Annotated in this window: 21 protein-coding genes; 9 read left to right on the top strand and 12 right to left on the bottom strand. The window is 75.1% G+C overall.

Features of this window, described 5'->3' with window-relative positions; genetic code table 11:
* Positions 1-2: 2 nt before the first annotated feature.
* Positions 3-1046, top strand: coding sequence for an AraC family transcriptional regulator (locus AB0J24_RS02340; protein ID WP_358674127.1), 1044 nt, complete (start codon positions 3-5; stop codon positions 1044-1046).
* Here the strand turns inward: AB0J24_RS02340 and AB0J24_RS02335 are convergent.
* The 5 genes from AB0J24_RS02335 to AB0J24_RS02315 form a co-directional block, all read right to left on the bottom strand.
* Entirely contained in the window at positions 1019-2068 is a 1050-nt protein-coding gene (locus AB0J24_RS02335) for a DUF5914 domain-containing protein (protein ID WP_358674124.1), read from the bottom strand. The two genes, AB0J24_RS02340 and AB0J24_RS02335, sit on opposite strands and share 28 nt — an antisense overlap.
* Positions 2069-2091: 23 nt before the next feature.
* A complete protein-coding gene (locus AB0J24_RS02330) occupies positions 2092-3696 on the bottom strand; it encodes an FAD-dependent oxidoreductase (protein ID WP_358674121.1) in 1605 nt (534 codons plus the stop codon).
* Positions 3693-4496 carry a class I SAM-dependent methyltransferase gene (locus AB0J24_RS02325; RefSeq protein ID WP_358674118.1) on the bottom strand — a complete coding sequence of 268 codons (804 nt, stop codon included), beginning with the start codon at positions 4494-4496 and terminating at the stop codon, positions 3693-3695. The genes AB0J24_RS02330 and AB0J24_RS02325 overlap by 4 nt, the downstream gene beginning before the upstream one ends.
* A 117-nt stretch (positions 4497-4613) precedes the next feature.
* The gene (locus tag AB0J24_RS02320; RefSeq protein ID WP_358674116.1) at positions 4614-5738 is read right to left on the bottom strand and encodes a polyprenyl synthetase family protein; all 1125 of its coding nucleotides are present in this window, start codon (positions 5736-5738) and stop codon (positions 4614-4616) included.
* Positions 5739-6054: 316 nt separating this feature from the next.
* A complete protein-coding gene (locus AB0J24_RS02315; protein ID WP_358674113.1) occupies positions 6055-6450 on the bottom strand; it encodes a hypothetical protein in 396 nt (131 codons plus the stop codon).
* 141 nt (positions 6451-6591) lie between these two features.
* On the opposite strand from AB0J24_RS02315, the gene AB0J24_RS02310 reads away from it, so the two are divergent.
* Positions 6592-7689 (top strand): Vms1/Ankzf1 family peptidyl-tRNA hydrolase, encoded by a 1098-nt coding sequence (locus AB0J24_RS02310; protein ID WP_358674110.1) that lies wholly within the window; start codon positions 6592-6594, stop codon positions 7687-7689.
* A 25-nt stretch (positions 7690-7714) separates the two neighbouring features.
* Here AB0J24_RS02310 and AB0J24_RS02305 read toward each other — a convergent pair whose 3' ends face one another.
* Complete coding sequence (locus tag AB0J24_RS02305; RefSeq protein ID WP_358674108.1) at positions 7715-8194, bottom strand: nucleoside deaminase; 480 nt, start codon at positions 8192-8194, stop codon at positions 7715-7717.
* A gap of 127 nt (positions 8195-8321) precedes the next feature.
* Between AB0J24_RS02305 and AB0J24_RS02300 the strand changes: the two genes are divergently transcribed.
* From AB0J24_RS02300 to AB0J24_RS02290, 3 genes are all read left to right on the top strand, one after another.
* On the top strand, positions 8322-8786 hold the full coding sequence (locus AB0J24_RS02300; RefSeq protein ID WP_358674105.1) for a MarR family transcriptional regulator: 465 nt from the start codon (positions 8322-8324) through the stop codon (positions 8784-8786).
* Between the two features lie 101 nt (positions 8787-8887).
* Positions 8888-9328: a MarR family transcriptional regulator gene (locus AB0J24_RS02295; RefSeq protein ID WP_358674102.1), complete on the top strand. Its 441-nt coding sequence runs from the start codon at positions 8888-8890 to the stop codon at positions 9326-9328.
* The gene (locus AB0J24_RS02290) at positions 9325-10614 is read left to right on the top strand and encodes an MFS transporter (RefSeq protein ID WP_358674100.1); all 1290 of its coding nucleotides are present in this window, start codon (positions 9325-9327) and stop codon (positions 10612-10614) included. The genes AB0J24_RS02295 and AB0J24_RS02290 overlap by 4 nt, the downstream gene beginning before the upstream one ends.
* Here the strand turns inward: AB0J24_RS02290 and AB0J24_RS02285 are convergent.
* On the bottom strand, positions 10555-11517 hold the full coding sequence (locus AB0J24_RS02285) for a LysR family transcriptional regulator (RefSeq protein WP_358674097.1): 963 nt from the start codon (positions 11515-11517) through the stop codon (positions 10555-10557). The two genes, AB0J24_RS02290 and AB0J24_RS02285, sit on opposite strands and share 60 nt — an antisense overlap.
* A gap of 111 nt (positions 11518-11628) precedes the next feature.
* Positions 11629-12153 carry a DinB family protein gene (locus AB0J24_RS02280; RefSeq protein WP_358674094.1) on the bottom strand — a complete coding sequence of 175 codons (525 nt, stop codon included), beginning with the start codon at positions 12151-12153 and terminating at the stop codon, positions 11629-11631.
* 63 nt (positions 12154-12216) lie between these two features.
* Between AB0J24_RS02280 and AB0J24_RS02275 the strand changes: the two genes are divergently transcribed.
* From AB0J24_RS02275 to AB0J24_RS02260, 4 genes are all read left to right on the top strand, one after another.
* A complete protein-coding gene (locus AB0J24_RS02275; RefSeq protein ID WP_358674091.1) occupies positions 12217-14511 on the top strand; it encodes a molybdopterin-dependent oxidoreductase in 2295 nt (764 codons plus the stop codon).
* 206 nt (positions 14512-14717) lie between these two features.
* A complete protein-coding gene (locus AB0J24_RS02270; RefSeq protein WP_358674088.1) occupies positions 14718-15122 on the top strand; it encodes a GntR family transcriptional regulator in 405 nt (134 codons plus the stop codon).
* Entirely contained in the window at positions 15119-15826 is a 708-nt protein-coding gene (locus tag AB0J24_RS02265) for an ABC transporter ATP-binding protein (protein WP_358674085.1), read from the top strand. The genes AB0J24_RS02270 and AB0J24_RS02265 overlap by 4 nt, the downstream gene beginning before the upstream one ends.
* Entirely contained in the window at positions 15823-16656 is an 834-nt protein-coding gene (locus AB0J24_RS02260; protein WP_358674082.1) for a hypothetical protein, read from the top strand. Before AB0J24_RS02265 ends, AB0J24_RS02260 begins: the two co-directional genes overlap by 4 nt.
* Before the next feature lie 66 nt (positions 16657-16722).
* Here AB0J24_RS02260 and AB0J24_RS02255 read toward each other — a convergent pair whose 3' ends face one another.
* From AB0J24_RS02255 to AB0J24_RS02240, 4 genes are all read right to left on the bottom strand, one after another.
* Positions 16723-17784, bottom strand: a complete 1062-nt coding sequence (locus tag AB0J24_RS02255) for a Glu/Leu/Phe/Val dehydrogenase dimerization domain-containing protein (protein ID WP_358674079.1) — start codon at positions 17782-17784, stop codon at positions 16723-16725.
* A 35-nt stretch (positions 17785-17819) separates the two neighbouring features.
* Positions 17820-19346, bottom strand: a complete 1527-nt coding sequence (locus AB0J24_RS02250; protein WP_358674076.1) for a dihydrolipoamide acetyltransferase family protein — start codon at positions 19344-19346, stop codon at positions 17820-17822.
* Positions 19343-20314, bottom strand: coding sequence for an alpha-ketoacid dehydrogenase subunit beta (locus AB0J24_RS02245; protein ID WP_358674379.1), 972 nt, complete (start codon positions 20312-20314; stop codon positions 19343-19345). The genes AB0J24_RS02250 and AB0J24_RS02245 overlap by 4 nt, the downstream gene beginning before the upstream one ends.
* 68 nt (positions 20315-20382) lie before the next feature.
* Positions 20383-21444, bottom strand: coding sequence for a thiamine pyrophosphate-dependent enzyme (locus AB0J24_RS02240; RefSeq protein ID WP_358674073.1), 1062 nt, complete (start codon positions 21442-21444; stop codon positions 20383-20385).
* Positions 21445-21484 lie beyond the last annotated feature (40 nt).

The following is a 21484-nucleotide window of genomic DNA, read 5'->3' as shown; positions in this document are numbered from 1 at the left end:
CCATGGGGGCGGGATCACTCACCCGGGCGAGGGCGCTGCGCGGTCTGCCCCAGCTCGTCGGGGAGCTGGGCGGTGACCCGGCCGCGCTGTTCGCCCGGTTCCGGATCCCGGTCGACGCGGTGGAGGGTGCCGATCCCGACGCGCTGGTCCCGACCCGCTCGATGGGGCGGGTGCTCGAGACCGCCGCGAGCGAGCTCGGCTGCCCGGACCTGGGGCTGCGGCTCGCCGAACGGCAGGGCCCGGAGATCCTCGGCCCGCTCGCCGTCGCCGTGCAGAACTCGGCGACCCTCGGAGCCGCGCTGGACTGCGCGTCGCGCTACCTGTACGTGCACAGCCCGGTGCTGACGGTGGGCTCGGTGCCCGACCCGGAGGACGTGCCCGGGGTGACCGGGCTGGAGTACGGCAGCACCGAACCGTTGCCCCCGCAGGCCGCCGACCTGGGGACCGGGGTGCTGCACCGGATCGTGCGGTTGCTGGCTGGAGGGGCCTACGGCCTGCGTTCGGTGCACCTGCCGCATCCCCCGCTGACCGCGCCGGACCGGTACCGCGCGTTCTTCGCGGCCGAGGTCCGGTTCGACCGGCCGGCCGCGGTGCTGCGGGTCCCGTCCGACCTGGTCGTCCGGCCGCTGGCCGGTGGCGACGAGACCGTGCGGGCGATCGCGATCGACTACCTGGAGACCCATTTCGATCGGCCGGGCCGGACGGTCGCCGACCGGGTCCGCACGGCCGTGGACCGGTCGCTGGGCAGCGGCCCGGTCCGGGTGGGCGCGGTGGCGCGGCTGCTGCGGGTGCACCCGCGCACCCTGCAGCGGCATCTGGCGGGCGAGGGCACGACGTTCGAGCGGATCGTCGACGACGCGCGCCGGGAGCTGGCGCAACGCCTCATCACCCGCACCGACCTGCCCTTCACCCAGGTCGCCGGGATGGTCGGGCTGGCCGAGCAGTCCGCACTGACCCGCTCGGCGCGCCGCTGGTTCGGGGTCCCGCCGCGCGAGCTGCGCCGCGGCGCGAGCGGGGATCAGCCGCGCCCGGTGCGCATCTCGTAGCGCCGCTGCGCGTAGTCCAGGTCGTCGCGCCAGAGCTTCGTGGCGGCGGCCGCCATCGCCGGCCGGATCACCGGGGCCAGCCGGGACGCGACCGCGAAACCGGGCCGGTCCGACCCGGCGACGACGGCCTCGACGACCGAGGTGCGCGGCCGCCCGTCCCGGCCGGGACCGCGCGGCGTCGCATGGGTCTCGACGACGCTGCCCACGCCCTCGCCGTCCACGATCCGCATGACGACGGTGCGCGGCTCCGGGCAGACGAACTCGGCCTGCACCGGCACCCCGACCCGGGGGCCGACCTTGAAGGTGACGGTCACCAGGAACCGGTCCTCGTCCACGGTGACCTCCCCGACCTCCCCGACCTCCCCGACCTCACCGACACCGTCGACCCGCGGCGCGGAGACGACGTCGAGGCGCTGGAACGAGTACGGGTGGAACCACGCCCCGTGCCACGGGTCGAGCCGGTTGGCGACGATGTCCTCCGGCTCGCAGACCCCGGTCAGCGTGGTCACCGCGTCCAGGGTGCGGCCCACGGGCCGGGCCGGGACGACGGGTGCGTCGGTGGGCTCCTCGCCACCGAGGTCGTCGAGCCGGACCCAGACCAGCACACCGTCGTCGTAGGCCGGGTACACCGTCCAGCCCGGCCCCGAACCCGCGCCCAGGCGCAGCCCGTGCCACCGGCACACCAGTTCGCCGCAGTCGATCGCGGCGAGCGCCATCGGCGCACCCAGGTGCGGGCAGGCGCCGGGGCCGACCTGCACCGTCCCGGTGGTGTCCCGCCAGGCGACGAGCTCGATCCCACCGACCCGGGTGCCGAACGGCCGGTCCGCCCGGACCTCGCGGGACGAGGCGAGCACGAACCAGTTGCCCGACGGCCGGGCCTGGGCCCGCTCCAGCGCGGCGGAGATCAGTTTGGGATCCGCACCGGCGTAGGTGGGTTGCTGGCGCGCCCAGCTCGACGGCGGCAGCGGCTGCAGCGGCCAGCTCGCCGGCCAGCGGCGCGAGATCCGGGACAGCATGCTCATGACGGGTTCCTTCTCAGAGGGGGTCAGCGGGGGCGCATCGCGTACTCTGCGGCGCGGCGCAGCGGGCCGAACCGGCCACGGGTCGGGACGGTCTCCAGCGGGTGACCGGCGAGCCCCCAGCCGGCGAGCAACCGGTTCGCCGCCAGCCAGCCGGTGCTCGCCGCGCGTTCCATCAGGGCGACCGGCAGATCGACCCGGATGCCGTCACCGGCCAGTACCAGGCCGTCGACCGGGGTGACGACGCCCGGCCGGCGGGCGAAGTCGCCGATCCCGAACATCGGGCAGTCGCGCCGCCACTGCACCAGCTCCCCGACGGCGCGGGCGCCCGCGGTCTCCGGGTAGATCGCGTGCAGCCGGGCCAGGCAGCGGCTGCGCAGGTCCGCGGTCCATTCCGCCTCGTCGAACCCGGTGGGGACGGCCGCGGAGTAGGCGTGCAGCTCGACCACCGAGCCACCGGTGCGCGCCGCCCACCTCGCGGCGTCCCGCTCGTAGCGGTCGAGGACCGTGATGTTGTCCAGCGGGTCGACCCCGCCGGTGCCCAGGAACGGCGGCCGGTCCTCGCGCACCGGGCGGTCCAGCCACAACCGGTACACCAGGAACGGCGGTGCGCTGCCCAGTGCGGCCACGTCCTCCCGCCAGGCCTGCAGCGCGTCCGGCCGGGCCGGGACGGCGGCCGCGTCGTCGTCGGCCCCGAGATCGGAGGCGGCGACGACGTCCCGCAACCCGGGCACGTCGGTCGCCAGCACGACCGCGTCGGCCTCGCTACCGCCGGAGGAATGATCCACGTGGAACCGTCCGCTCCCGGCATCCCGCCGGACCGACGACACGACGGTGCCCGTCCGGAAGGTGACCCCCCGGGCGGTCAGGTAGTGGCGCAGCGGCTCCCAGAGGGCGACGTCGAACCCGTCGTCGGGCACGTCGAACATCAACCCCTCGGAGGAACCGAGGAAGTAGATGTGGAACATGGTCGCGAGCTCGGCGGCCGACATCGTCGACGGCGGCGCGAAGAAGCTGCGGGAGAACACCTCGAACGCCAGGTGCCGGGCCGCGGGCGGGAAGTTGATGGACTCGAGGAAGGTCTGCGCGTCGATGTGGTCGAGCGCCTCGTAGATCCCGGGCACCGAGACCGCGGCCAGCGGCGCGGCCGCGCGCGGATCGAGCCGGACCAGGTCGCGCGGGCGGAACGTCGGGCTGCGCAGCGCGAACAGCACGGCGTTCCACGGGGGAGTGCGCGGCAGCCCGCGGAAGGTGTCGCGGCGACCGTGGGCGTCGATCAGCGGGTAGTCCTCCAGCGCGACCATCCGGCGCAGGCCCGGATCGGCACGCCGCAACAGCGCGCGCAGGTTGTAGTACTGCCGGAAGAACGCGTGGAACCCACGGCCCATCGACACCGGGGTGCCGTCGGGGAGCCGGTCCGACCAGGCGCCGACCCGCCCGCCCAGGTAGGGCTCGCGCTCCAGCACCTCGACGACGACACCGCGCTCGGCCAATCCGGTCGCCGCGGCCAGACCGGCGATCCCACCGCCGACGACGGCGACCCGCGGACGCCGGCCGAGCACGCCGGCATCACCCGGCCCGTCGGCCGGGGGATGGACGACCCGTCGCGGGTCGAGCGGCACGAGGGTCATCGGCGGGTTCCCAACACGGTGTGCACGACGCCGTTCTGCCAGCCGGTCATCGTCTCGGAGTGGACGGCGTCGAACCCGGCGCCGCGCAACCGGTCGCGCAACCGCCCGATGCCGTCGAAGGCGTTCACGCTGCGCCACAGGTGCCGGTAGAGCGCGGTGTCGCCGGTGGTCAGCCGGCCCAGCGGGACGATCACACCCCAGCACACCGCGTGCCAGACCGCTCTGGCCCGTGCTGAGTCGGCCACCGAGTACTCGTGCAGGGCGAGCACGCCGCCAGGGCGGAGCAGGTCGTGGAAGCGGCGCAGCTGGGCGTCCGGGTCGTCGAGGTTGCGCAGCAGGTAGGCGGCCAGGATGCCGTCGAAGGGACCCTCCACACCGGTCTCGGCGAGGGCCTCGGCGGTGGAGTGCACGAACCGCACCGAGGCGGGCCACGGCTTCGAGCGGGCCCTGGCGAGCATCCCGGCCGAGGCGTCGACGGCGACGATCTCGGCGCGGGGAGCGGCCGCCAGCAGCGCGGCGGTGGAGGCGCCGGTGCCGCAGCCCGCGTCGAGCAGCCGCAGGCCGGCGCCGTCGCCGGGGAGCCGCATCCGGGCCGCGGAGGCACGCAGGTGGGCGTGGTAGCCGGGGTTCATGCCGACGAGCCGGTCGTAGTCACCCGCACCGTCGTCGAAGTGGGTGGGCACCTCGTGGCGCGGCAGGCCGGCCCGGCCGACGCTCCCGGTGCGGGTCGCCGTACCGGGGGAGCCGTCCGAGGAGGCATCGGTCCGGTCGTCGGGGCGGTCGTCGGTGCGCTCGGCCATGAGCCGGAGCGTAGAACCGGACGTCCGGGACGATGCGCCCGGGGAGCGGAGGTGCCGGAGCGCAGCGGGCGCGCGCTCGTCGGGCACGGTAGGACCGGACGGGGCGTGCACCGCGGTTCAGGAGATCCGGTCGGCGCAGCGCACCGCCATCGAGCGGAGCACCCCGGCGACGTCGTCGCCGAGCCTGCCGTCGGCGACCGCACCGTCCACGAGGCGCAGCGCGCCCTGCACCCGCGTGGTGATCAGCTCGTCGATCCGGCGGCGCGCACCGGTGGACTCGATCAGGGCCCGGGCGGCGGCGACGTCGACCGGGCCGTCCTCGTCGGAACCGAGCAGCACCGCGTCCAACCGGGACCGGGCGGCCGGGTCGGCGAGCTCGCGGGCGAGCACCACCAGGCTGGTCGCCTTGCGCTCGGTCAGGTCGTCGCCCGCGGACTTGCCGGTGGCGTCGGTGCCGAACACGCCGAGCACGTCGTCGCGCATCTGGAACGCCTCGCCGATCATGGTGCCGTAGTCGCCGAGCAGGGCCAGCAGCTCCTCGTCGGCGCCGGCCATCGCGGCGCCGAGCTCCAGCGGGCGCCGCACGGTGTAGTTGCCGGACTTGCGGCGCAGCACGTCCATCACCTCGTCCAGGTCGGGGACCCGGCGGGCGTCGTTGACCAGGTCGGCGAACTGGCCGACCGCGAGCTCGGAACGCATCGCGTCGTAGCGTGGCCAGCCGCGGTCGAGCACCGCGGCCGGCAGGCCGCTCTCCCGCATCGCCTGCTCGGCCCACACCAGACAGAGATCGCCGAGCAGCACCGCCCCGGACTCGCCGAACCGCTGCGCGCTCCCGGACAGGCCCTGTTCGCGGTGCCAGGCGGCGAGCTGGACGTGCACGGTGGGCCGGCCGCGGCGCAGCAACGAGCCGTCCATCACGTCGTCCTGCAGGAGGGCGAAGGCGTGCAGCAGCTCGAGCCCGGCGAAGGCGTCGAGCGCGCCGGGGGAGTCGGGCGCGGCGGAGCGCCAGCCCAGGTACCCGAACATCGACCGCAGGTACTTCCCCCGCGCGACGAAGTCGGCGAGCACCCCGGACAGGAACTCGGCGCCCACCATGGAGTGCACGTGCTCGGCGCACCGTCGGCGGACGACGTCCTCGACGTGCCGGTGCACCCGCCGGCGGATCTCGTCGGGCCAGCCCGTTCCCGCCGGGACCTGGCCGGTCCGCTCCCGCTGTCTCGCAGGTCCCGTCTCGACGGCCATCGTCACGCCTCCTGCCGGCCGATCGGTCGACCCGGACCTGGTCCGGGCACGGCGGGGGCCCGCCGGATCACCCGAGCCTATGGGCGGCAGAGTGATTCCGCCCGGCGGACACCGGATCGGGGGCTGCGCCGCCCCACCGGATGCCACAGCGCACCGGGGCGCGTCGCGCGGCGTGCCGCCGGCGGACCCGCCGTGCCCGACCGGGACCCCGGCGCGGCGGCCGGCAGCGTCCCGCCCACCGGGGCCACCCTGCACCGCCTCGCCGGCGACGTCCGGCCGGTCCCTGCCCGGCGGTCGAGTGGTCGTTCCCTGCGGTTCAGCGCAACCGCAGGAACGACCAGGCGGCCAGCCACACCGAGCCCGCGGTCAGCGCCATCGCGCCCGGCAGGTGCACGACCAGGCCGGGGATGTCGCCGAAGTACCCCTGGACGAACGTGAGGACGAACACCGCCGAGGCCACCACCGACGGCCACCACGGGCCCCCGGTGCGGGTGCGCAACCAGATCGCCGCGCCCGCGGTCAGCCCGGTGACGACGTGCAGCACGATCGAACCGGTCGCGTGCGGCCCGACCGGGCCGCCGGTGAACAGACCGGCAGCGGTCACGAACTGCCAGGCGATCGCGACGACCGAGGCCACCGCCAGCGCGCGCAGTGCCAGCACGGGGGCGGGCGACGCGGTGTCGGGGGCCACGTGACGGTTCTGGCTGGACATGGGACTCCCGGTCGGGTCCGGGCGACGACCGCCTGTGGCGCCGCGGTGATCACCGAGTCTGCCCGGGATCACCCGCCGGCGCACGGAGCACACGCCGCAGCCGATGGTTTGCACCGCCACGTGCCGGGAACGCGACCGGTGATGCGAACCGACTGGATCCGACACCTGAACGACAGCGACGGTCCCTTCGCGACCGTCGTCCTGGACGCCACGCACGACACCGCCGACGCCACCGAGCAGTACCGGCTGCGGTGGCGCGACCTGCGCGAGCGCCTCGTCGACGCCGGGGCGGACGAGCGGACCCTGGCGGTGCTCGACGACGCGGTGACCAACGCGCCCGCCCCGGACGGCACCGCGGGCCGGGTGCTCGTCGCCGATCCGGACTCGGTGCTGCTCGACCGGCACACCGAGGTCCCGCCCGAGCGCGGCACCGCGTCCTGGGGTCCCGTGCCCGAGCTGCTGCCGGTGCTCGCCGCGGTCGGTGAGCAGGTGCCGACCGTCGTGGTCGCGATCGACAACACCGGTGGGGAGATCCGCGCGGTGGACGGCACCGTGGAGACCGTCGACTCCGGTTCCTCCGGCCCGGTGCACAAGGCGAACACCGCGGGCCCCGGCGAGGGCGGCGCGGACGCCCGGGTCGAGGAGACCTGGAAGCGCAATGCGCAGGCCGTCGCCGAACGGGTCGACAAGCTGGTCCGCGCCGGCAACGCGGAACTGCTCGTGGTGGCGGGCGAGGCGCCGGCCAGGGCCCGGTTGCGCGACGAGCTGGCGCCCGCCTCGGCCGAGATTATGGCCGAGGTCGAGAACACCGGCGGCACCTCGCCGAGCCGGCTCGAGGACACCGTGCGGGCCGCCGCGGACGAGGTGCGCGAGCGGCGCCGGTCCGAGGCGGTCGCGAGCTACGCGACGGCGTCCGGCCGGGCCGAGGGGTTGGCGGTGACCGGGTTGAGCGACGTCGTCGCCGCGACCCGGGCGCAGGCCGTCGAGACCCTGGTGATCGACCCCTCGTCGGTGCCGGGCACCGAACTGCTGGTCGGTGCGAGCCCGGCGGCGGTCGCGGAGAAACCGGAGGACCTGCTCGACGGCGGGCCGGTCACCTCGGCGCCCGCGGTCGGGGTGCTCGTGCGCGCGGCCGCCGCCGCGGACGCCCGGGTGGTGCTCGCCGCACCCGGTGACGACGTGACGCTCGTCGACGGACTCGGCGCCGTACTGCGTTTCCCGGTCGGGCCGGCCGCCTGAGGGCACCGGCCGCCCCGGACCCTGCTCAGCTCCGGCCCCGGTGGTACCGCTCGTGCAGCAGCCGGACCCGCGGGGCGAGATCGGGGTCGGGCCCCTCCACCCGGACACCGGGCGCCACGTCGGTGACCGGCAGCGGCCGGACCGGGCCGGGCGCCACCCCGATCTCCTGGTGCCAGGTGCGCAGTTGAGCGGTGGAGCTGGCGTAGACGATCCGCCCGAGACCGGCCCAGGCGTGCGCGGCGGCGCACATCGGACAGTGCTCGCCCGAGGTGTAGACGGTGGCCGCGGCCCGCTCGGCGGGAGCGAGCAGGCCGGTCGACAGGCGGGCCAGTGCGAACTCCGGGTGCTGCGTCGGATCCCCGCCGGACACCCGGTTGCGGTCCTCGGCGAGGGCGGTCCCGGAGCCGTCGACCAGCACCGAGCCGAACGGCTGGTCGCCGGCCAGGAGCGCCTCCTCGGCCAGCTCGACGCAACGTCGCAGATGCGTCCGGTCGCGCTCGTCCATCGCCCCACCCCGTCCTCGGTCGGTGCCGTCCGGGCCCGATGGTAGGCGCGCCGGCCGCACCCCGGAGGCGGTCGGCCGCGGTCGAGGCGTGGCTGGACTCCCCGGTGCGACGGCCTACGCTGTGCCGATGGACCAGCCCGGATCGGTTGCGCCGCTGCCGCTCGACGAGCAGCTCTGTTTCGCGCTGCACTCGGCGTCGCGGGCGATGACCGGCTGTTACCGGCCGGTGCTCGACGCGATCGGGCTCACCTACAGCCAGTACGCGGTACTGCTCGTGCTGTGGGCGGAGGAGAGCATCCCGCAGCGGGAGCTGGGGGAGCGCATGTTCCTCGACAGCGGCACGCTCTCGCCGATGCTGACCCGGTTGGAGAGCCGCGGCCTGATCACCCGGTTCCGCCGTCCCGACAACGAGCGGAGCGTCCAGGTCTCGCTCACCGACGAGGGGGCGGCGCTGCGGGAACGGGCCGTGGTCGCGCAGAACGAGGTGGTCCGGGCCACCGGGCTGCCGATCGAGCAGCTCGCGTCGCTGCGCGAGGAGCTGCAGCGGCTGGCGGCCCGGCTCCGTGCCGAGGGCGGGGTGACCGGGGGCTGAGCCCTCGCCACCCGGGGGGCCCGGCGCACGTCCGTACCGAGGTATATGCTTGCCGGTAGGCAATGAAGAGCCCAGCAGCATACAGCGACGAGCGGAGCACCATGAGCGGCCTGGATCCCGACGAGCTCGTCCGGTTGCGGCTGGCCCTCGCCCGGATCACCCGCGGGCTGGACCGGCGCTCCCGCGGGTCCGACCTGACCCGCACCCAGGTGTCGGTGCTCGCGACGGTGGTCGTCCGCGGCCCGCTCGGGATGGGCGAGCTCGCGACGCTGGAGGGTCTCAACCCCACGATGCTGTCCCGGCTGGCCGGGAAGCTGGAGGCCGCCGGGCTGCTGGTCCGTGACACCGACCCGGTCGACGGGCGCGCCGTGCGGGTCGCCGCGACCGAGGCCGGGATCGCCGAGCACACCCGCCAGCGCGAGGAACGCGCCCGGCTGCTCGCCCAGCACGTCGACGGCCTCCCGGACGGTCACGCCGAGCCGCTGCGGGCCGCGCTGCCCGCGCTCGAGGCCCTCGCGGGCTCGCTCCGAGACCCCCGGTGAGCGCCCGGACGGCGTTGCGGTCGTACTCCGCCCGGACCTTCTCGGCCCTCTCCGGCCGCAACTACCGGTTGTGGTTCGGCGGCCAGTCGATCTCCATGATCGGCACCTGGATGCAGTCGATCGCGCAGTCCTGGCTGGTCTACGAGCTGACCGGGTCGGCGGCGGTGCTCGGCACGGTCGTCGCCGTGCAGACCCTGCCCACCCTGCTGGTCGGTCCCTACGCCGGTGTCTGGGTGGACCGGCTGGACCGGCGGCGGCTGATGATCGGCCTGCAGACGCTGATGGGTCTGCAGGCGCTCGCGCTGGCGATCCTCACGCTCACCGGCACCGTCCTGCTGTGGCACGTCTACCTGCTGGCCGCGGTCCTCGGCCTGAACAAGGCGTTCGAGAACCCGGCCCGGCAGGTCTTCGTGCACGAGCTGGTCGGCCCGGACGACCTGCGCAACGCCGTCACCCTGAACTCGGTCCTGGTCAACGCGGCCCGCGCGATCGGCCCCGCCGTCGCCGGGGTGGTGATCGTCGCGGGCGGCACCGGTATGTGCTTCGCGGTGAACGCGGCCAGCTTCGTCGCCGTCGTGACGTCGCTGCTGCGGCTCGAGGTCTCCGCGCTCACCCCGAGCGAACCGGAACCACGGGCACCCGGTCAGCTGCGCGCCGGGCTGGCCTACGTCCGGCGGACCCCGGAGCTCGGCGTCCCCCTGGTCATGATGGCCTTGGTCGGCTGCCTGGCCTACGAGTTCCCGGTCGTGCTGCCGGTCGTCGCCTCCGAGACCTTCGGCGGCGACGCCGGCACCTACGGCTACCTGACCGGCGCGATGGGCGTCGGCGCGGTGATCGGCGGCCTGGTGGTCGCGGGCAGCGGCCGGACCGGGCTGCCCGCGATGGTGCGCACGTCGTTGCTGTTCGGGCTGGCGATGGGCCTCGTCGCGGTGGCACCGACGCTGTGGCTCGCCCTCGTCGCGATGGGCCTGGTCGGGATGGCCAGCGTCGCGTTCATGGCCGGCGGGAACAGCACCCTGCAGCTCGCCTCGGATCCGCACATGCGTGGCCGGGTGATGGCGCTGTGGTCGGTGGCGTTCCTCGGGTCGACCCCGGTCGGCGGTCCGATCGCGGGCTGGGTGAGCGAACACTTCGGCGGCCGTGGCGGGCTCGCCCTCGGTGCGCTGGCCTGCATCGGCGCGGCCACGATCGGCTGGGTGGCGGTGCACCGGGCCGATCGCCGCGGCTCAGCGGATCCGGCCACCGGTGGCGATGCGCAGGAGGTCCCGGGCGGTCCCCTGCGGTGAGGTCCCCTCCTGCCACACGGCGCGGAACTCGCGGGTGAGCTCCACCCCGTGCACCGGCACCTCGGCCAGGACCCCGGTCGCCAGGTCCGTGCCGACCACCATCCGGGGCAGCACCGCCGGTCCGTCGCCGCTGCGAACGGCGGCCCGCACCGCGGCGTCGGCCGCCAGCTCCCGGATCGGCCGGGCGAGCGGGGACCCGCCGGCCACGTCGCGCAGAGCCGCATCGAGCACCGGTCGCGAACCGGCGTCCGGCCGCCGGCTCACCAGCGGCGTCGCCGCCAGCTCGGCGCCGTCGATCCCCGGGCCGCCGGCCAGCGGGTGCCCGGGCGGCACGACCAGCACCAGGGTGTCGCTCGCGACCGTGGTCGCGTGCAGCCCGTCCAGCGGGCCGCCGTTCTCGACGATCCCGACGGTGGCGTGCCCGTCACGGACCGCGGTCGCCGGATCGGCGGTGTCGAGCAGCGTGATCCGCCCGCCGGGGCCGTCGCGCAGCTCGACCAACCAGCCGGGCAGCAGTGATTCGGCGGCCGTGGGACCAGCGGCCAGCACGACCGGCTCGGCACGGTCCGGGTTGCTGCCGGTGTCCTCGCCGTCGGGAGCGCCCTCGCCCGGCGGGCGCAGGGTGGCGACCGCGGCGTCGAGGTCCCGGGCCGCCGCGAGCACCGGCCCGGCCCATTCGACGAGCAGCACCCCCCGCGCGGTGAGCCTGCTCGACCGGCGACCGCGCCGGCCCCGCTCCAGGACCGGGGTGCCGACCAGCTGTTCGACCGCCCGGACGCGGGCCGTGGCGGCCTGCACGGACAGTCCCAGCTCGTGCGCGGCGCCGCCGAGGCTGCCGGTGCGGGCGATCGCGTCGAGCAGCGCGAGGCCGGTCAGGTCGGGAACGTGCGTGGGCGCGGGCATCCCGATCAGCCTATGCGGCGCCGCCCGGGCGCCGGACGCCGGTGACGGTCGTGACGGGTCACCACCACCGGTCGCCGTCCGCGAACGGGGGCGACCGCGGACCGGCGGCGTTCAGCGACCGAACAGCCCGCGCAGGTAGGCGGCCTGTCCGGCGTGCTGCAGGTCGTCACCGAGCACGCTGACCAGTCGGGCGCCCAGCGTGACACCCTCGCCGTAGGTGGGCGGCAGCACCCGGGCGAGGTCGGCGTCGGTGAGCGAGGCCAGGTGCGCCACCGTCCTGGCGTGCACCGCCTCGCCGTACCCGGCGAGGAGCCCGGCGGTGGTGCGGACGGCGTCGACCTGCTCGCGGGTGTGGCCGTACCCGGTGTCGTGCGGGTCCAGGGGGAGCCCGAAGCGCTCGGCCCAGCCGTCGTCGATCCAGACCTGGCCGGTGCCGAACGCCTCGGCGACGTGGTCGTCCTGGACCCGCAGCAGGTGCCAGACGAGCCAGCCGATCGGGTTGCCCGTGCCGTCGGGGCCGTCCGGGCGGCGGGCCAGATCGTCCTCGGTGAGCCCGTCGACGACGTCGTGCACCAGCCCGTCCACCCGGCCGAAGTGGTCGATGAGCAGCTCTGCGGCGGTCAGCGTGTTCGTCATGCACCCAGCTTCCCCCGCGATCGGCTTCCGCATGCGGGTGCGGGCCGCATAGCGTGGAACGCGGTGACCGAGATCGAGCAGACCCACAGTGCCCACTGGGGCGTGTTCCGCGCCCGCTACGACGGCGAGCGGTTGCGGGTGCGCCCGCACCCGGGCGACCCGGACCCGTCGCCGGTGCTGGACAACATCCCGGCCGCGGTGGCGCACCCGGCCCGGGTGATGGCCCCGGCGGTCCGGCGGGGCTGGTGGGAACACGGGCCCGGCCGCGATCCCGCTCGCGGCCGGGACGGCTACCTGACCGTGTCCTGGGACGCGGTGCTGGACCGGCTCGCCGAGGAGACCCACCGGGTCCGCTCCACCTACGGCGACGCCGCCGTCTACGGCGGCTCCTACGGCTGGGCGTCCGCCGGACGGTTCCATCACGCGCAGGGGCAGCTGCACCGCTTCCTCGCCGCGACCGGCGGCTACACCCGCTCGGTCAACACCTACTCCGGCGGCGCGGCCGAGGTGATCCTGCCGCAGGTGCTCGGCGCGTTCGACTCGGTCAGCCGTAACGCCGTCACCTGGGAGGCGGTCGCCGCGCACACCGACACGGTGCTGGCGTTCGGCGGGATGGCGCTGAAGAACTCGGCGATCGCCGCCGGTGGGGTGAGCCGGCACGTGGAGCGCGGGGCGATGCGCGCCGCGCGCGACCGGGGTGCGGTGTTCGTGCTGGTCAGCCCGTTGCGTCCGGACCTGCCCGAGGAGGTCGACGCGACCTGGTTGCCGATCCGCCCGGGCACCGACGTGGCGTTGATGCTGGCGTTGATGCACACCCTCACCGCCGAGAGCCGGCACGACGGCGAGTTCCTCGACACCCACTGCGAGGGCTGGGAGCAGCTGCGCGAGTACCTGTTCGCGACGCCGGTCAAGGACGCCGAGTGGGCCGCCGGCATCACCGGGATCGACGCGTCCACGATCCGGGACCTGGCCTGGCGGATCGCCTACGGGCGGACGCTGGTCACCGTCGCGCAGTCGTTGCAGCGCGCCGAGCACGGTGAGCAGCCGGTGTGGGGGGCGACCGCGCTGGCCGCGGTGCTCGGCCAGATCGGGCTGCCCGGTGGCGGCTTCAACTACGGCCTCGGTTCGCTCGGGCACTACGGCAGGCTGCGCAACGCGGTGCCGGTGCCGACCTTCTCCCGGCTCCCGAACCCGGTGTCGTCGTTCATCCCGGTCGCCCGGGTCGCGGACATGCTGCTGCACCCGGGCGAGACCTACGCCTACGACGGCGCCGAGCACACCTATCCGCACGTGCGGCTCGCCTGGTGGGCGGGCGGCAACCCGTTCCACCACCACCAGGACCTGCGCCGGCTGCGCCGGGCCGTCGCCGAGCTGGACACCTTCGTGGTGCACGACCCGATGTGGACCGCCACCGCACGGCACGCCGACGTCGTCCTGCCCTCCACGACCACTCTCGAGCGCGACGACATCGGCGCCACCAGCTCGGACCCGCTGATGGTCGCGATGAAGCGGCTCGTCCCGCCGCGCGGTGAGGCCCGCGACGACTACGACACCTTCGCCGCGCTCGCCCACCGGCTGGGGCACGGCGAGACGTTCACCGAGGGCCGGAGCGCGCACGACTGGCTGGTCCACATGTACGACCGCACCCGCAAGGCGCTCGCCGACCGTGGCCTCGACGCCCCGGACTTCGACGAGTTCTGGGAGCGCGGCGAGCTGGAGCTGCCCCAGCGCCCGGACGACGGCGGCGCCCTCGGCCGGTTCCGCGCCGATCCGGCGGCGCACCCGTTGCCGACGCCGTCGGGGCGCATCCAGGTCGGGTCCGCGCGGATCGCCGGACACGGCTACGCCGACCACCCCGGACACCCCGCCTGGCTGGAACCCACCGAGGCGCCCGACGAGCGGCACCCGTTCTGGCTGGTGTCCAACCAGCCGGCGACCCGGCTGCACTCGCAGCTGGACTTCGGCGCGCACTCGGCGGGTTCGAAGCGGTCCGGGCGGGAGGTCGTGCGGATCCACCCGGACGACGCCGCGGGCCTCGGGATCTCCGACGGTGACGTGGTGCGGCTGCACAACGACCGGGGTGCCTGCCTGGCCTCGGCCCGGGTGACCGACGACATCCGGCCCGGTGTGCTGCAGCTACCGACCGGTGCGTGGTGGGATCCGCGCCCGGACCCGGAGCGCCCCGACGCCGGGGACGACGCCCTCTGCGTGCACGGCAACCCGAACGTCCTGACCCGCGATCGCGGCACGTCGCGGTTGGCGCAGGGGTGCACCGGCCAGCTGTGTGCGGTGGCGGTCTCACCGTTCCCGCACGAGGTGCCCGAGGTCACCGCACACGACGGACCGCCCGCGATCTGACCGGGGCGGTTGCCCGGTCCGGGCAGCGCTCACCCGGCCTGTGCGCGCCGGCCCGGCTGCGCCGGTGCCCGTGCCGATGCCTGCACCTGCACCTGCACCTGCGCTGAGCCGGCCTCGGCGATCCTGCACTTGCCTGCTGTACTACTGTCGTCATACAGTGATACAAGCCCGGGCAGCGTGCCCGGACCACCGCTGAAGGGGGCCGGATGCAGATCGACGACTCACGCCCCATCTGGTCGCAGCTCGTCGACGAGTTCCGGCGGCGCGTCGCGGTCGGGGAATGGCCGGCCGGTACCAAGGTGCCCTCCGTGCGGGAACTCGCGCTCGAACTGGGCGTGAACCCCAACACCGTGCAGAAGGCGCTCAGCGAGGTCGACCGGCTGGGCCTCACCACGGCCGAGCGCACCGCAGGTCGCTTCGTCACCCGGGACGCCGACGCGGTCGCGCAGGCCCGCACCGGACTCGCCGCCGCCACCGCCGACGGGTTCGCGGCCGCCGCGGCCGGGCTCGGGATGAGCCTCGCCGAGGCCGGTGAGCTGCTCGCCCGACGCTGGGAGCGGAACCGGGCGGCCGCCGACACCGCACACACCGAGCGAAAGGACGTCCGATGAACGCGGACCCACCGGCCATCGAGGTCACCGACCTCCACAAGGCCTACCGCGGCAGACCCGCGCTGGCCGGGCTGGATCTCGAACTCACCTCGGGCCAGGTCATCGGCCTGATGGGGGACAACGGGTCCGGCAAGACGACGCTGCTGAAGATCCTCGCCGGGGTGCTCGCCGACTGGACCGGCACGGTCCGGGTGGCCGGCCACGCCCCGGGGCCCGGGTCGAAGGCGCTCGTCTCGTTCCTCCCCGACACCTCCTTCCTGCCCGACCGGCACACGCCCGCCGACGCGATCGCACAGTTCGCCCGGTTCTTCGCCGACTTCGACGCGGACCGGGCCCGCGAGATGATCGGATTCTTCAACCTGCCGCAGGACCGCACCCTCAAGGAGATGTCGAAGGGGATGCGGGAGAAGGTGCAGATCTCGCTCGCGATGTCCCGGCGGGCCCGGGTGTACCTGCTCGACGAGCCGATCTCCGGGGTCGATCCGGCCTCGCGCGACGTGATCCTCCGGGGGATCCTGCAGAACTTCGCCGAGGACGCACTCCTGCTGGTCTCGACCCACCTCATCCAGGACGTCGAACCGATCGTCGACTCCGTCGTGTTCCTGCGGGAGGGGCGGGTGCTGCTGCAGGGCACGGCCGACGACCTCCGCGACGTCCACGGCACGAGCCTCGACGCACTCTTCCGGAAGGTGTACGCCTCATGATCGGCGCGCTGCTCTCCCACGAGGTCCGCTCGACCCGGCGGACGCTCGGCACCACGATCGGCGTCGCGCTGGGGGTCGGGGCGCTCTCGCTGGTGGTGGTCGCCCTCCGGATCCCGGTGCTGGGCGAGCTCGGCTTCGCGCTGGCCGTCGCGGTCGTCACGCTGATCACCCCGCTGGTCCTCGTGGTCCTCGCCGAGCACTACTGGCGCACCATGTACGGCCGCGAGGGGTACTTCACGATGACCGTCCCGGTGCGGGGAAGCACCCTCTTCGCGGTGAAGGTCCTCCACGGGATCGCCGTGACGGTCGGCGCGCTGGCGCTCACCGTCGGCGGGGCCGGTGCCGTCGTCGCCGTCTCCGCATCGGCGCGGGGCGTCGGCGTCGCGGCGGCGTTCCAGGAGCTGTCGGACGGGATCGGTACGGTCGGGGCGGCGACCGTCTGGTTCCTCGCCGGATGCGTGCTCGTGCAGTCGGTGTTCACCGTCGTCGCCGGCGCCGCGGTCATGTCGATCGGGGCCGAGAGCCGGTTCAACCATCTCGGGTTCGGGGCGCCGGTGCTCGGCGGTGTCGCCCTCTACCTGGTGATGCAGGTGCTCGGGCTCGCGGCGATGCTGTTCGTGCCGTTCGGGCTGCGGATCACCGGGCCCGACGCCGGGACGTTCGTCGCCCAGGGGATGCTCGCGGACTTCATGCAGGCGCTGCGCGACCCGGTCGGGCAGAACGACCCGAGCGTCGTCGGACTGGGTATCGTGCCGCTCGCCGTCGTCGCGACCGGGGTGCTCGCCTGGTGGGGGGCGGGATCGGTGGAGCGGCGCACCTCGCTGCGCTGAGCCCGTGGCGGTGTCCGGGCGGGAGCCGCCGGAGGGCCGCGACGGTCCTCCGGCGGCCGCCGGGCGCTACCCGCGGGCCCGGGCCGCCGCGAGCCTGCGGTCCGCGACCGCGGTGGCGGCGGTGAGCGCGTCGACCCCGTCGGCGTCGGCGGCCGCCAGCACCTCGGCGGTGGTGCCGGCGATCGCGTCCAGCCGGTCGGTGAACTCGGTGACGCCGCGGATCTCTGCCTCGCAGGAGATCAGGCCACCGGCGTTGGCGACGAAGTCGGGGACGTAGTCGATGCCGCGTTCGCGCAACCGGGCCGCCTGCTCGTCACCGGCCAGCGCGTTGTTCGCGGCCGGCACCACCGCCCAGGCGCGGAGCCGGTCGACCCGCTCGGTGTCGAGGACCAGGCCCGCTCCGGCCGGGCAGACCAGGTCGACGTCGGCGAGCAGCACGTCGGAGCCGTCGGCCGGGACCGCACCGAACCGGTCCGCCACGTCCCGGACCCGGCCCGGGTCGAGATCGTCGACCACGGTGCGGGCCCCCTCGGCGTGCAGCAGCTCGACGATGTGCCGGCCGACGTTCCCGACGCCCTGCACGGCGACCGACAGCCCGGCCAGCGAGTCGTGCCCGCGTCGTCGGGCGACCGCCCGCATCGCGGCGACCACCCCGCGTGCGGTGGACGGTGAGGGGTCCCGCTCGGCGCTCGCCACGACCGGGGTGTGCTCGGCGATCACCCGCAGGTCCTCGGGGCCGGTGCCCATGTCGGCGGCCGGGATGTAGCGCCCGCCGAGCAGCCCGATGGCCCGGCCGTGGGCGGCGAGCACGGCCGCGGTCTTCTCGGTGCGCGGGTCGGCGTTGATCACCGATTTCCCGCCGCCGAGCGGCAGCCCGGCCAGCGCGGCCTTGTAGGTCATCGCCCTGGCCAGGCGTAGCGCGTCGGCGGCCGCGGTCTCGTCGTCGGGGTAGCGGCGCACCCGGACCCCGCCCAGGGCGGGCCCGAGCGAGGTGTCGTGCACCGCGATGAACCCGCGCGGGCCGCCCGCCGGGTCGCGGCTGACGAGCAGCTGTTCGAACTCCTGCTCGGCGAACGTGGTGAGCGCGGTCGGCGCGCCCGGGCTCCTGCGGTCGATCAGTACGGTCATGGCTCCTTCTTCGTGGGGGCGGTCCGGGGCGGGGTTCAGGCCAGTGCCAGCTCCCAGGTGGGGTCGGTCAGCACGGCCCCGATCCGGGCCAGCACCCGGCTGCCCAGCTCGCCGTCGACCAGCCGGTGGTCGAACGACAGCGACAGCCGGGTCGTCCACCGGGGGACGACGTCGTCACCGACCACCCACGGGCGGCGGCCGAACGCCCCGAGGCACAGGATCGCGGCCTCCCCGGGGTTGAGGATCGGGGTCGCGGCGTCCACCCCGAACACCCCGATGTTGGTGACGGTGACGGTGCCACCGGTCAGGTCGGAGACCGGTGTGCGGCCGGCGCGGGCGGTCTCGACCAGTGCGTCCAGCGCCCGGGCCAGGCCGGGCAGGTCCAAGCGGTCGGCGGCGGCGATGTTCGGCACGATCAGCCCGCGGTCGGTGGCCGCCGCGATCCCGAGGTTGACGCTCGCGTGCTGCACGATCTCACCGGTCTCCGCCGACCAGGTGGCGTTGATCTCCGGATGGGCGCGGACGGCGGCGAGCACCGCCCGGGCCACCACCAGCAGCGGGGTGACCCGGCTCCCGGCGAGCCGCGGGTCCTCGCGCAGCCGCGCCACCAGCTCGACCGTCCCGGTCACGTCGACGTCGAGGAACTCGGTGACGTGCGGTGCGGTGAAGGCGCTGCGGGTGACGGCCTCCGCGGTGGCACGGCGGACCCCGCGGATCGGGGTCCGGATCTCGCCGTCCGGTGCCGTCACGGCGGGGCCGAGCCCGGAGGTGAAGTGGCCCAGCACGTCCTCGCGCAGCACTCGACCACCGGGGCCGGTGGCGGTGACCGAGGCGAGCGGGATGCCGAGCTCACGGGCCAGCCTGCGCACGGCGGGCGCGGCGGGTGGGGGAGCGGGGTTCACCGGGGCGCGCGGCGCGGGCGCGTCGGCGTCGCCGGCGACGGCGGCGCCGGCCGCGGTAGTGGCGCCGCCCGTGCCCGTGCCCGCGCCCGTGCCGGTGCCGGTGCCGGCGCCGGTGCCGGTGCCGGTGTTGGTGCCGGTGCCGGTGCCGGTGTTGGGGCTGCTGCCGGAGTTGCCGGCGCCGGGCCGGCCGTCGGGGTGGTCCGTGCCGCCGGTGGCGGCGCCCGCAGCCGTGTGCGGACGGCCTGGCCCGGTGTCCCGGGCCCGCCGCCGCCTGCGGCTGGGTTCGGCCCGCGGACCGGGCCCGACCAGCACGGCCGGCTCCTCGGCGGGCAGGTCCGCGGCGTCCCGGGCCCCGGCGCTTCCGGTGCCGCCGGTGGCTCCGACGGAGGGGCCGGACCCGTGCGCACCGGTGAAACGCAGGAGCACCGATCCCACCGGGACCGTGTCGCCCTCGGCGGCACACAGCTCGGCGACCGTGCCCGCGTGCGGGCTGCTCAGCTCGACCAGCGACTTCGCGGTCTCGATGTCGGCCAGCGGGTCGTTGACGCCGACCGTGTCCCCGGGTGCGACCCGCCAGGTGACGATCTCGGCCTCGGTCAGGCCCTCGCCGACGTCGGGCAGCCGGAACTCGGTGCCGGCGGAGACGGTGGAGCTGCTCATGCGGGGTCCAGGGTTCGGTCGACGGCGTCGAGCACGCGGTCGAGATCGGGCAGGTACTTGTCCTCCAGCCGGGCGGGCGGGTAGGGCGCGTGGTAGGCGCCGACCCGCAGCACCGGGGCCTCGAGATCGAAGAAGCAGTGTTCGGTCACCGCGGCGGCGACCTCGGCGCCGAGCCCGAGGAAGGTCGGGGCCTCGTGCGCGACGACGGCGCGCCGGGTCCGGCGTACCGAGCCCATGATCGTGTCCAGGTCGAGCGGGGACAGCGTCCGCAGGTCGACGACCTCCAGGTCGTGCCCGTCCTCGGTGGCCGCCTGGGCCGCGGCCAGGCAGACCGCGACCATGCCGCCGTAGGTGAGCAGGGTGAGGTCGCGTCCGGGCCGGACGATCCGGGCCCGGTCCAGCGGGAGCACCGACGGATCGGCCGGGTCGGTGGCGACCGCACCGCTCGCCCAGTAGCGCCGCTTCGGTTCGTAGAACAGCACCGGATCGGCACCGGTGATCGCCTGGCGCAGCATCCAGTGCGCGTCGTGCGGGGTCGAGCAGTACACCACCCGCAGGCCGGCGGTGTGCGCGAAGTAGGCCTCGTTCGACTCGCTGTGGTGCTCGACGGCACCGATCCCGCCCCCGGCCGGGATCCGGATCACCACCGGGAGCCGGACCGCACCCGCGGTGCGCGCGTGCAGTTTGGCGAGCTGGGAGACGATCTGGTTGAACGCCGGGTAGGCGAACCCGTCGAACTGGATCTCGCAGACCGGGCGGTAGCCGCGCATCGCGAGCCCGATCGCGGTGCCCACGATGCCGGACTCGGCCAGCGGGGTGTCGAGCACGCGCTGCTCGCCGAAGTCCTTCTGCAGTCCGTCGGTGACCCGGAAGACACCGCCGAGCCTGCCGACGTCCTCGCCCATCACGAGTACGGCCGGATCGTCCTTTAGGGTGCTGCGCAGCGCGTCGTTCAACGCGCGGACCATCGTGGATCGTCTGGTCACAGGGGTTGTCCTCGTCGTCGTCGGGCCGGGACGGCCCGGAACCGGGGAAGTCAGTCCAGGAAGGACGCCGCGTAGGCGGCGTGCGCCGTGCGCTCGGCGTCGACCGTGGCGGAACCGCCGGCGAGGACGTGCGCGAACACCGAGTCGAACGCGGGCGTGGGCAGCGCGAGGCAGGCCGCGCGCACCTGCGCCGCGAGCTCGTCGGACTCGTGGCGCAGCTCGTCGCGGAACCCGGCGTCGGACCAGCCGCGGTCCTCCAGCAGCCGCTCGACCCGGGAGATCGGGTCGCGGGCGGCCCACGCGGCGAGCTCGGCGTCGTCGCGGTAGCGCGACGGGTCGTCGGACGAGCTGTGCCCGCCCATCCGGTAGGTGAGGGCCTCGATCAGCACCGGCCCGGACCCGGCCCGGACGGCCGCGGCGGCGGAGGCGGTGACGGCGTGCACCGCGAACACGTCGTTGCCGTCGACCAGGTGCGCGTCCAGCCCGAAACCGCGGGCCCGCTGGTGCAGCGGGGCGCGCTGCTGCAGCCGGGCCGGGGTGGAGATCGCGAACTGGTTGTTCTGGCACAGGAAGACCACCGGCGCGGACGTCGTCGCCGCCCAGTTCAGCGCCTCCGAGGCGTCGCCCTCGCTGGCGGCGCCGTCACCGAGGCAGGCCATTACGATCTCGTCGGCGCCGTCGCGCTGCACACCCATCGCGTACCCGACGGCGTGCAGCAGCTGCGCGGCGAGCACCAGGGTGTACACGCCGAAGCGGTGCTCGTCGGGGTCCCAGCCGGCGGCCGAACAACCGCGCCACTGGGAGAGCAGTCCGGCGGGGGAGACGCCCCGGCAGAGCGCGGCGGCGTGCTCGCGGTAGCTGGGGAAGATCCGGTCGCGGGGTTCCAGCGCGGTCACCGCGCCGACCTGGGCGGCCTCCTGGCCGCGGCACTGCAACCAGAGACCGAGCTCGCCCTGGCGTTGCAGGTGCAGGGCCTCGGTGTCGAGACGGCGGGCCAGCACCATCCGGCGCAGCAGGTCGCGGGCGAGCGGGGCGTCGACGTCGAGCGGATGATCGGGGTGGTCGATGAGCTCGCCGTCGGGGGAGAGCAGCTGGACAGGGGTCTCGGACACGGGCACCTCGTGGGTGATGACGGAACGGTGTCCGGCGGGG

Source organism: Pseudonocardia sp. NPDC049635 (genome assembly GCF_040659795.1).
GTDB lineage: Bacteria > Actinomycetota > Actinomycetes > Mycobacteriales > Pseudonocardiaceae > Pseudonocardia.
Note: the sequence above shows the minus strand (reverse complement) of the source record. Positions and strands in the feature narration are given on the sequence as shown.

Excerpts from the sequence above, each read along its gene's own strand:
- AB0J24_RS02340 (WP_358674127.1), top strand. The coding sequence starts at position 3 with ATGGGGGCGGGATCACTCACCCGGGCGAGGGCGCTGCGCGGTCTGCCC.
- AB0J24_RS02335 (WP_358674124.1), bottom strand. The coding sequence starts at position 2,068 with ATGAGCATGCTGTCCCGGATCTCGCGCCGCTGGCCGGCGAGCTGGCCG.
- AB0J24_RS02330 (WP_358674121.1), bottom strand. The coding sequence starts at position 3,696 with ATGACCCTCGTGCCGCTCGACCCGCGACGGGTCGTCCATCCCCCGGCC.
- AB0J24_RS02325 (WP_358674118.1), bottom strand. The coding sequence starts at position 4,496 with ATGGCCGAGCGCACCGACGACCGCCCCGACGACCGGACCGATGCCTCC.
- AB0J24_RS02320 (WP_358674116.1), bottom strand. The coding sequence starts at position 5,738 with ATGGCCGTCGAGACGGGACCTGCGAGACAGCGGGAGCGGACCGGCCAG.
- AB0J24_RS02315 (WP_358674113.1), bottom strand. The coding sequence starts at position 6,450 with ATGTCCAGCCAGAACCGTCACGTGGCCCCCGACACCGCGTCGCCCGCC.
- AB0J24_RS02310 (WP_358674110.1), top strand. The coding sequence starts at position 6,592 with ATGCGAACCGACTGGATCCGACACCTGAACGACAGCGACGGTCCCTTC.
- AB0J24_RS02305 (WP_358674108.1), bottom strand. The coding sequence starts at position 8,194 with ATGGACGAGCGCGACCGGACGCATCTGCGACGTTGCGTCGAGCTGGCC.
- AB0J24_RS02300 (WP_358674105.1), top strand. The coding sequence starts at position 8,322 with ATGGACCAGCCCGGATCGGTTGCGCCGCTGCCGCTCGACGAGCAGCTC.
- AB0J24_RS02295 (WP_358674102.1), top strand. The coding sequence starts at position 8,888 with ATGAGCGGCCTGGATCCCGACGAGCTCGTCCGGTTGCGGCTGGCCCTC.
- AB0J24_RS02285 (WP_358674097.1), bottom strand. The coding sequence starts at position 11,517 with ATGCCCGCGCCCACGCACGTTCCCGACCTGACCGGCCTCGCGCTGCTC.
- AB0J24_RS02280 (WP_358674094.1), bottom strand. The coding sequence starts at position 12,153 with ATGACGAACACGCTGACCGCCGCAGAGCTGCTCATCGACCACTTCGGC.
- AB0J24_RS02270 (WP_358674088.1), top strand. The coding sequence starts at position 14,718 with ATGCAGATCGACGACTCACGCCCCATCTGGTCGCAGCTCGTCGACGAG.
- AB0J24_RS02265 (WP_358674085.1), top strand. The coding sequence starts at position 15,119 with ATGAACGCGGACCCACCGGCCATCGAGGTCACCGACCTCCACAAGGCC.
- AB0J24_RS02260 (WP_358674082.1), top strand. The coding sequence starts at position 15,823 with ATGATCGGCGCGCTGCTCTCCCACGAGGTCCGCTCGACCCGGCGGACG.
- AB0J24_RS02255 (WP_358674079.1), bottom strand. The coding sequence starts at position 17,784 with ATGACCGTACTGATCGACCGCAGGAGCCCGGGCGCGCCGACCGCGCTC.
- AB0J24_RS02250 (WP_358674076.1), bottom strand. The coding sequence starts at position 19,346 with ATGAGCAGCTCCACCGTCTCCGCCGGCACCGAGTTCCGGCTGCCCGAC.
- AB0J24_RS02245 (WP_358674379.1), bottom strand. The coding sequence starts at position 20,314 with ATGGTCCGCGCGTTGAACGACGCGCTGCGCAGCACCCTAAAGGACGAT.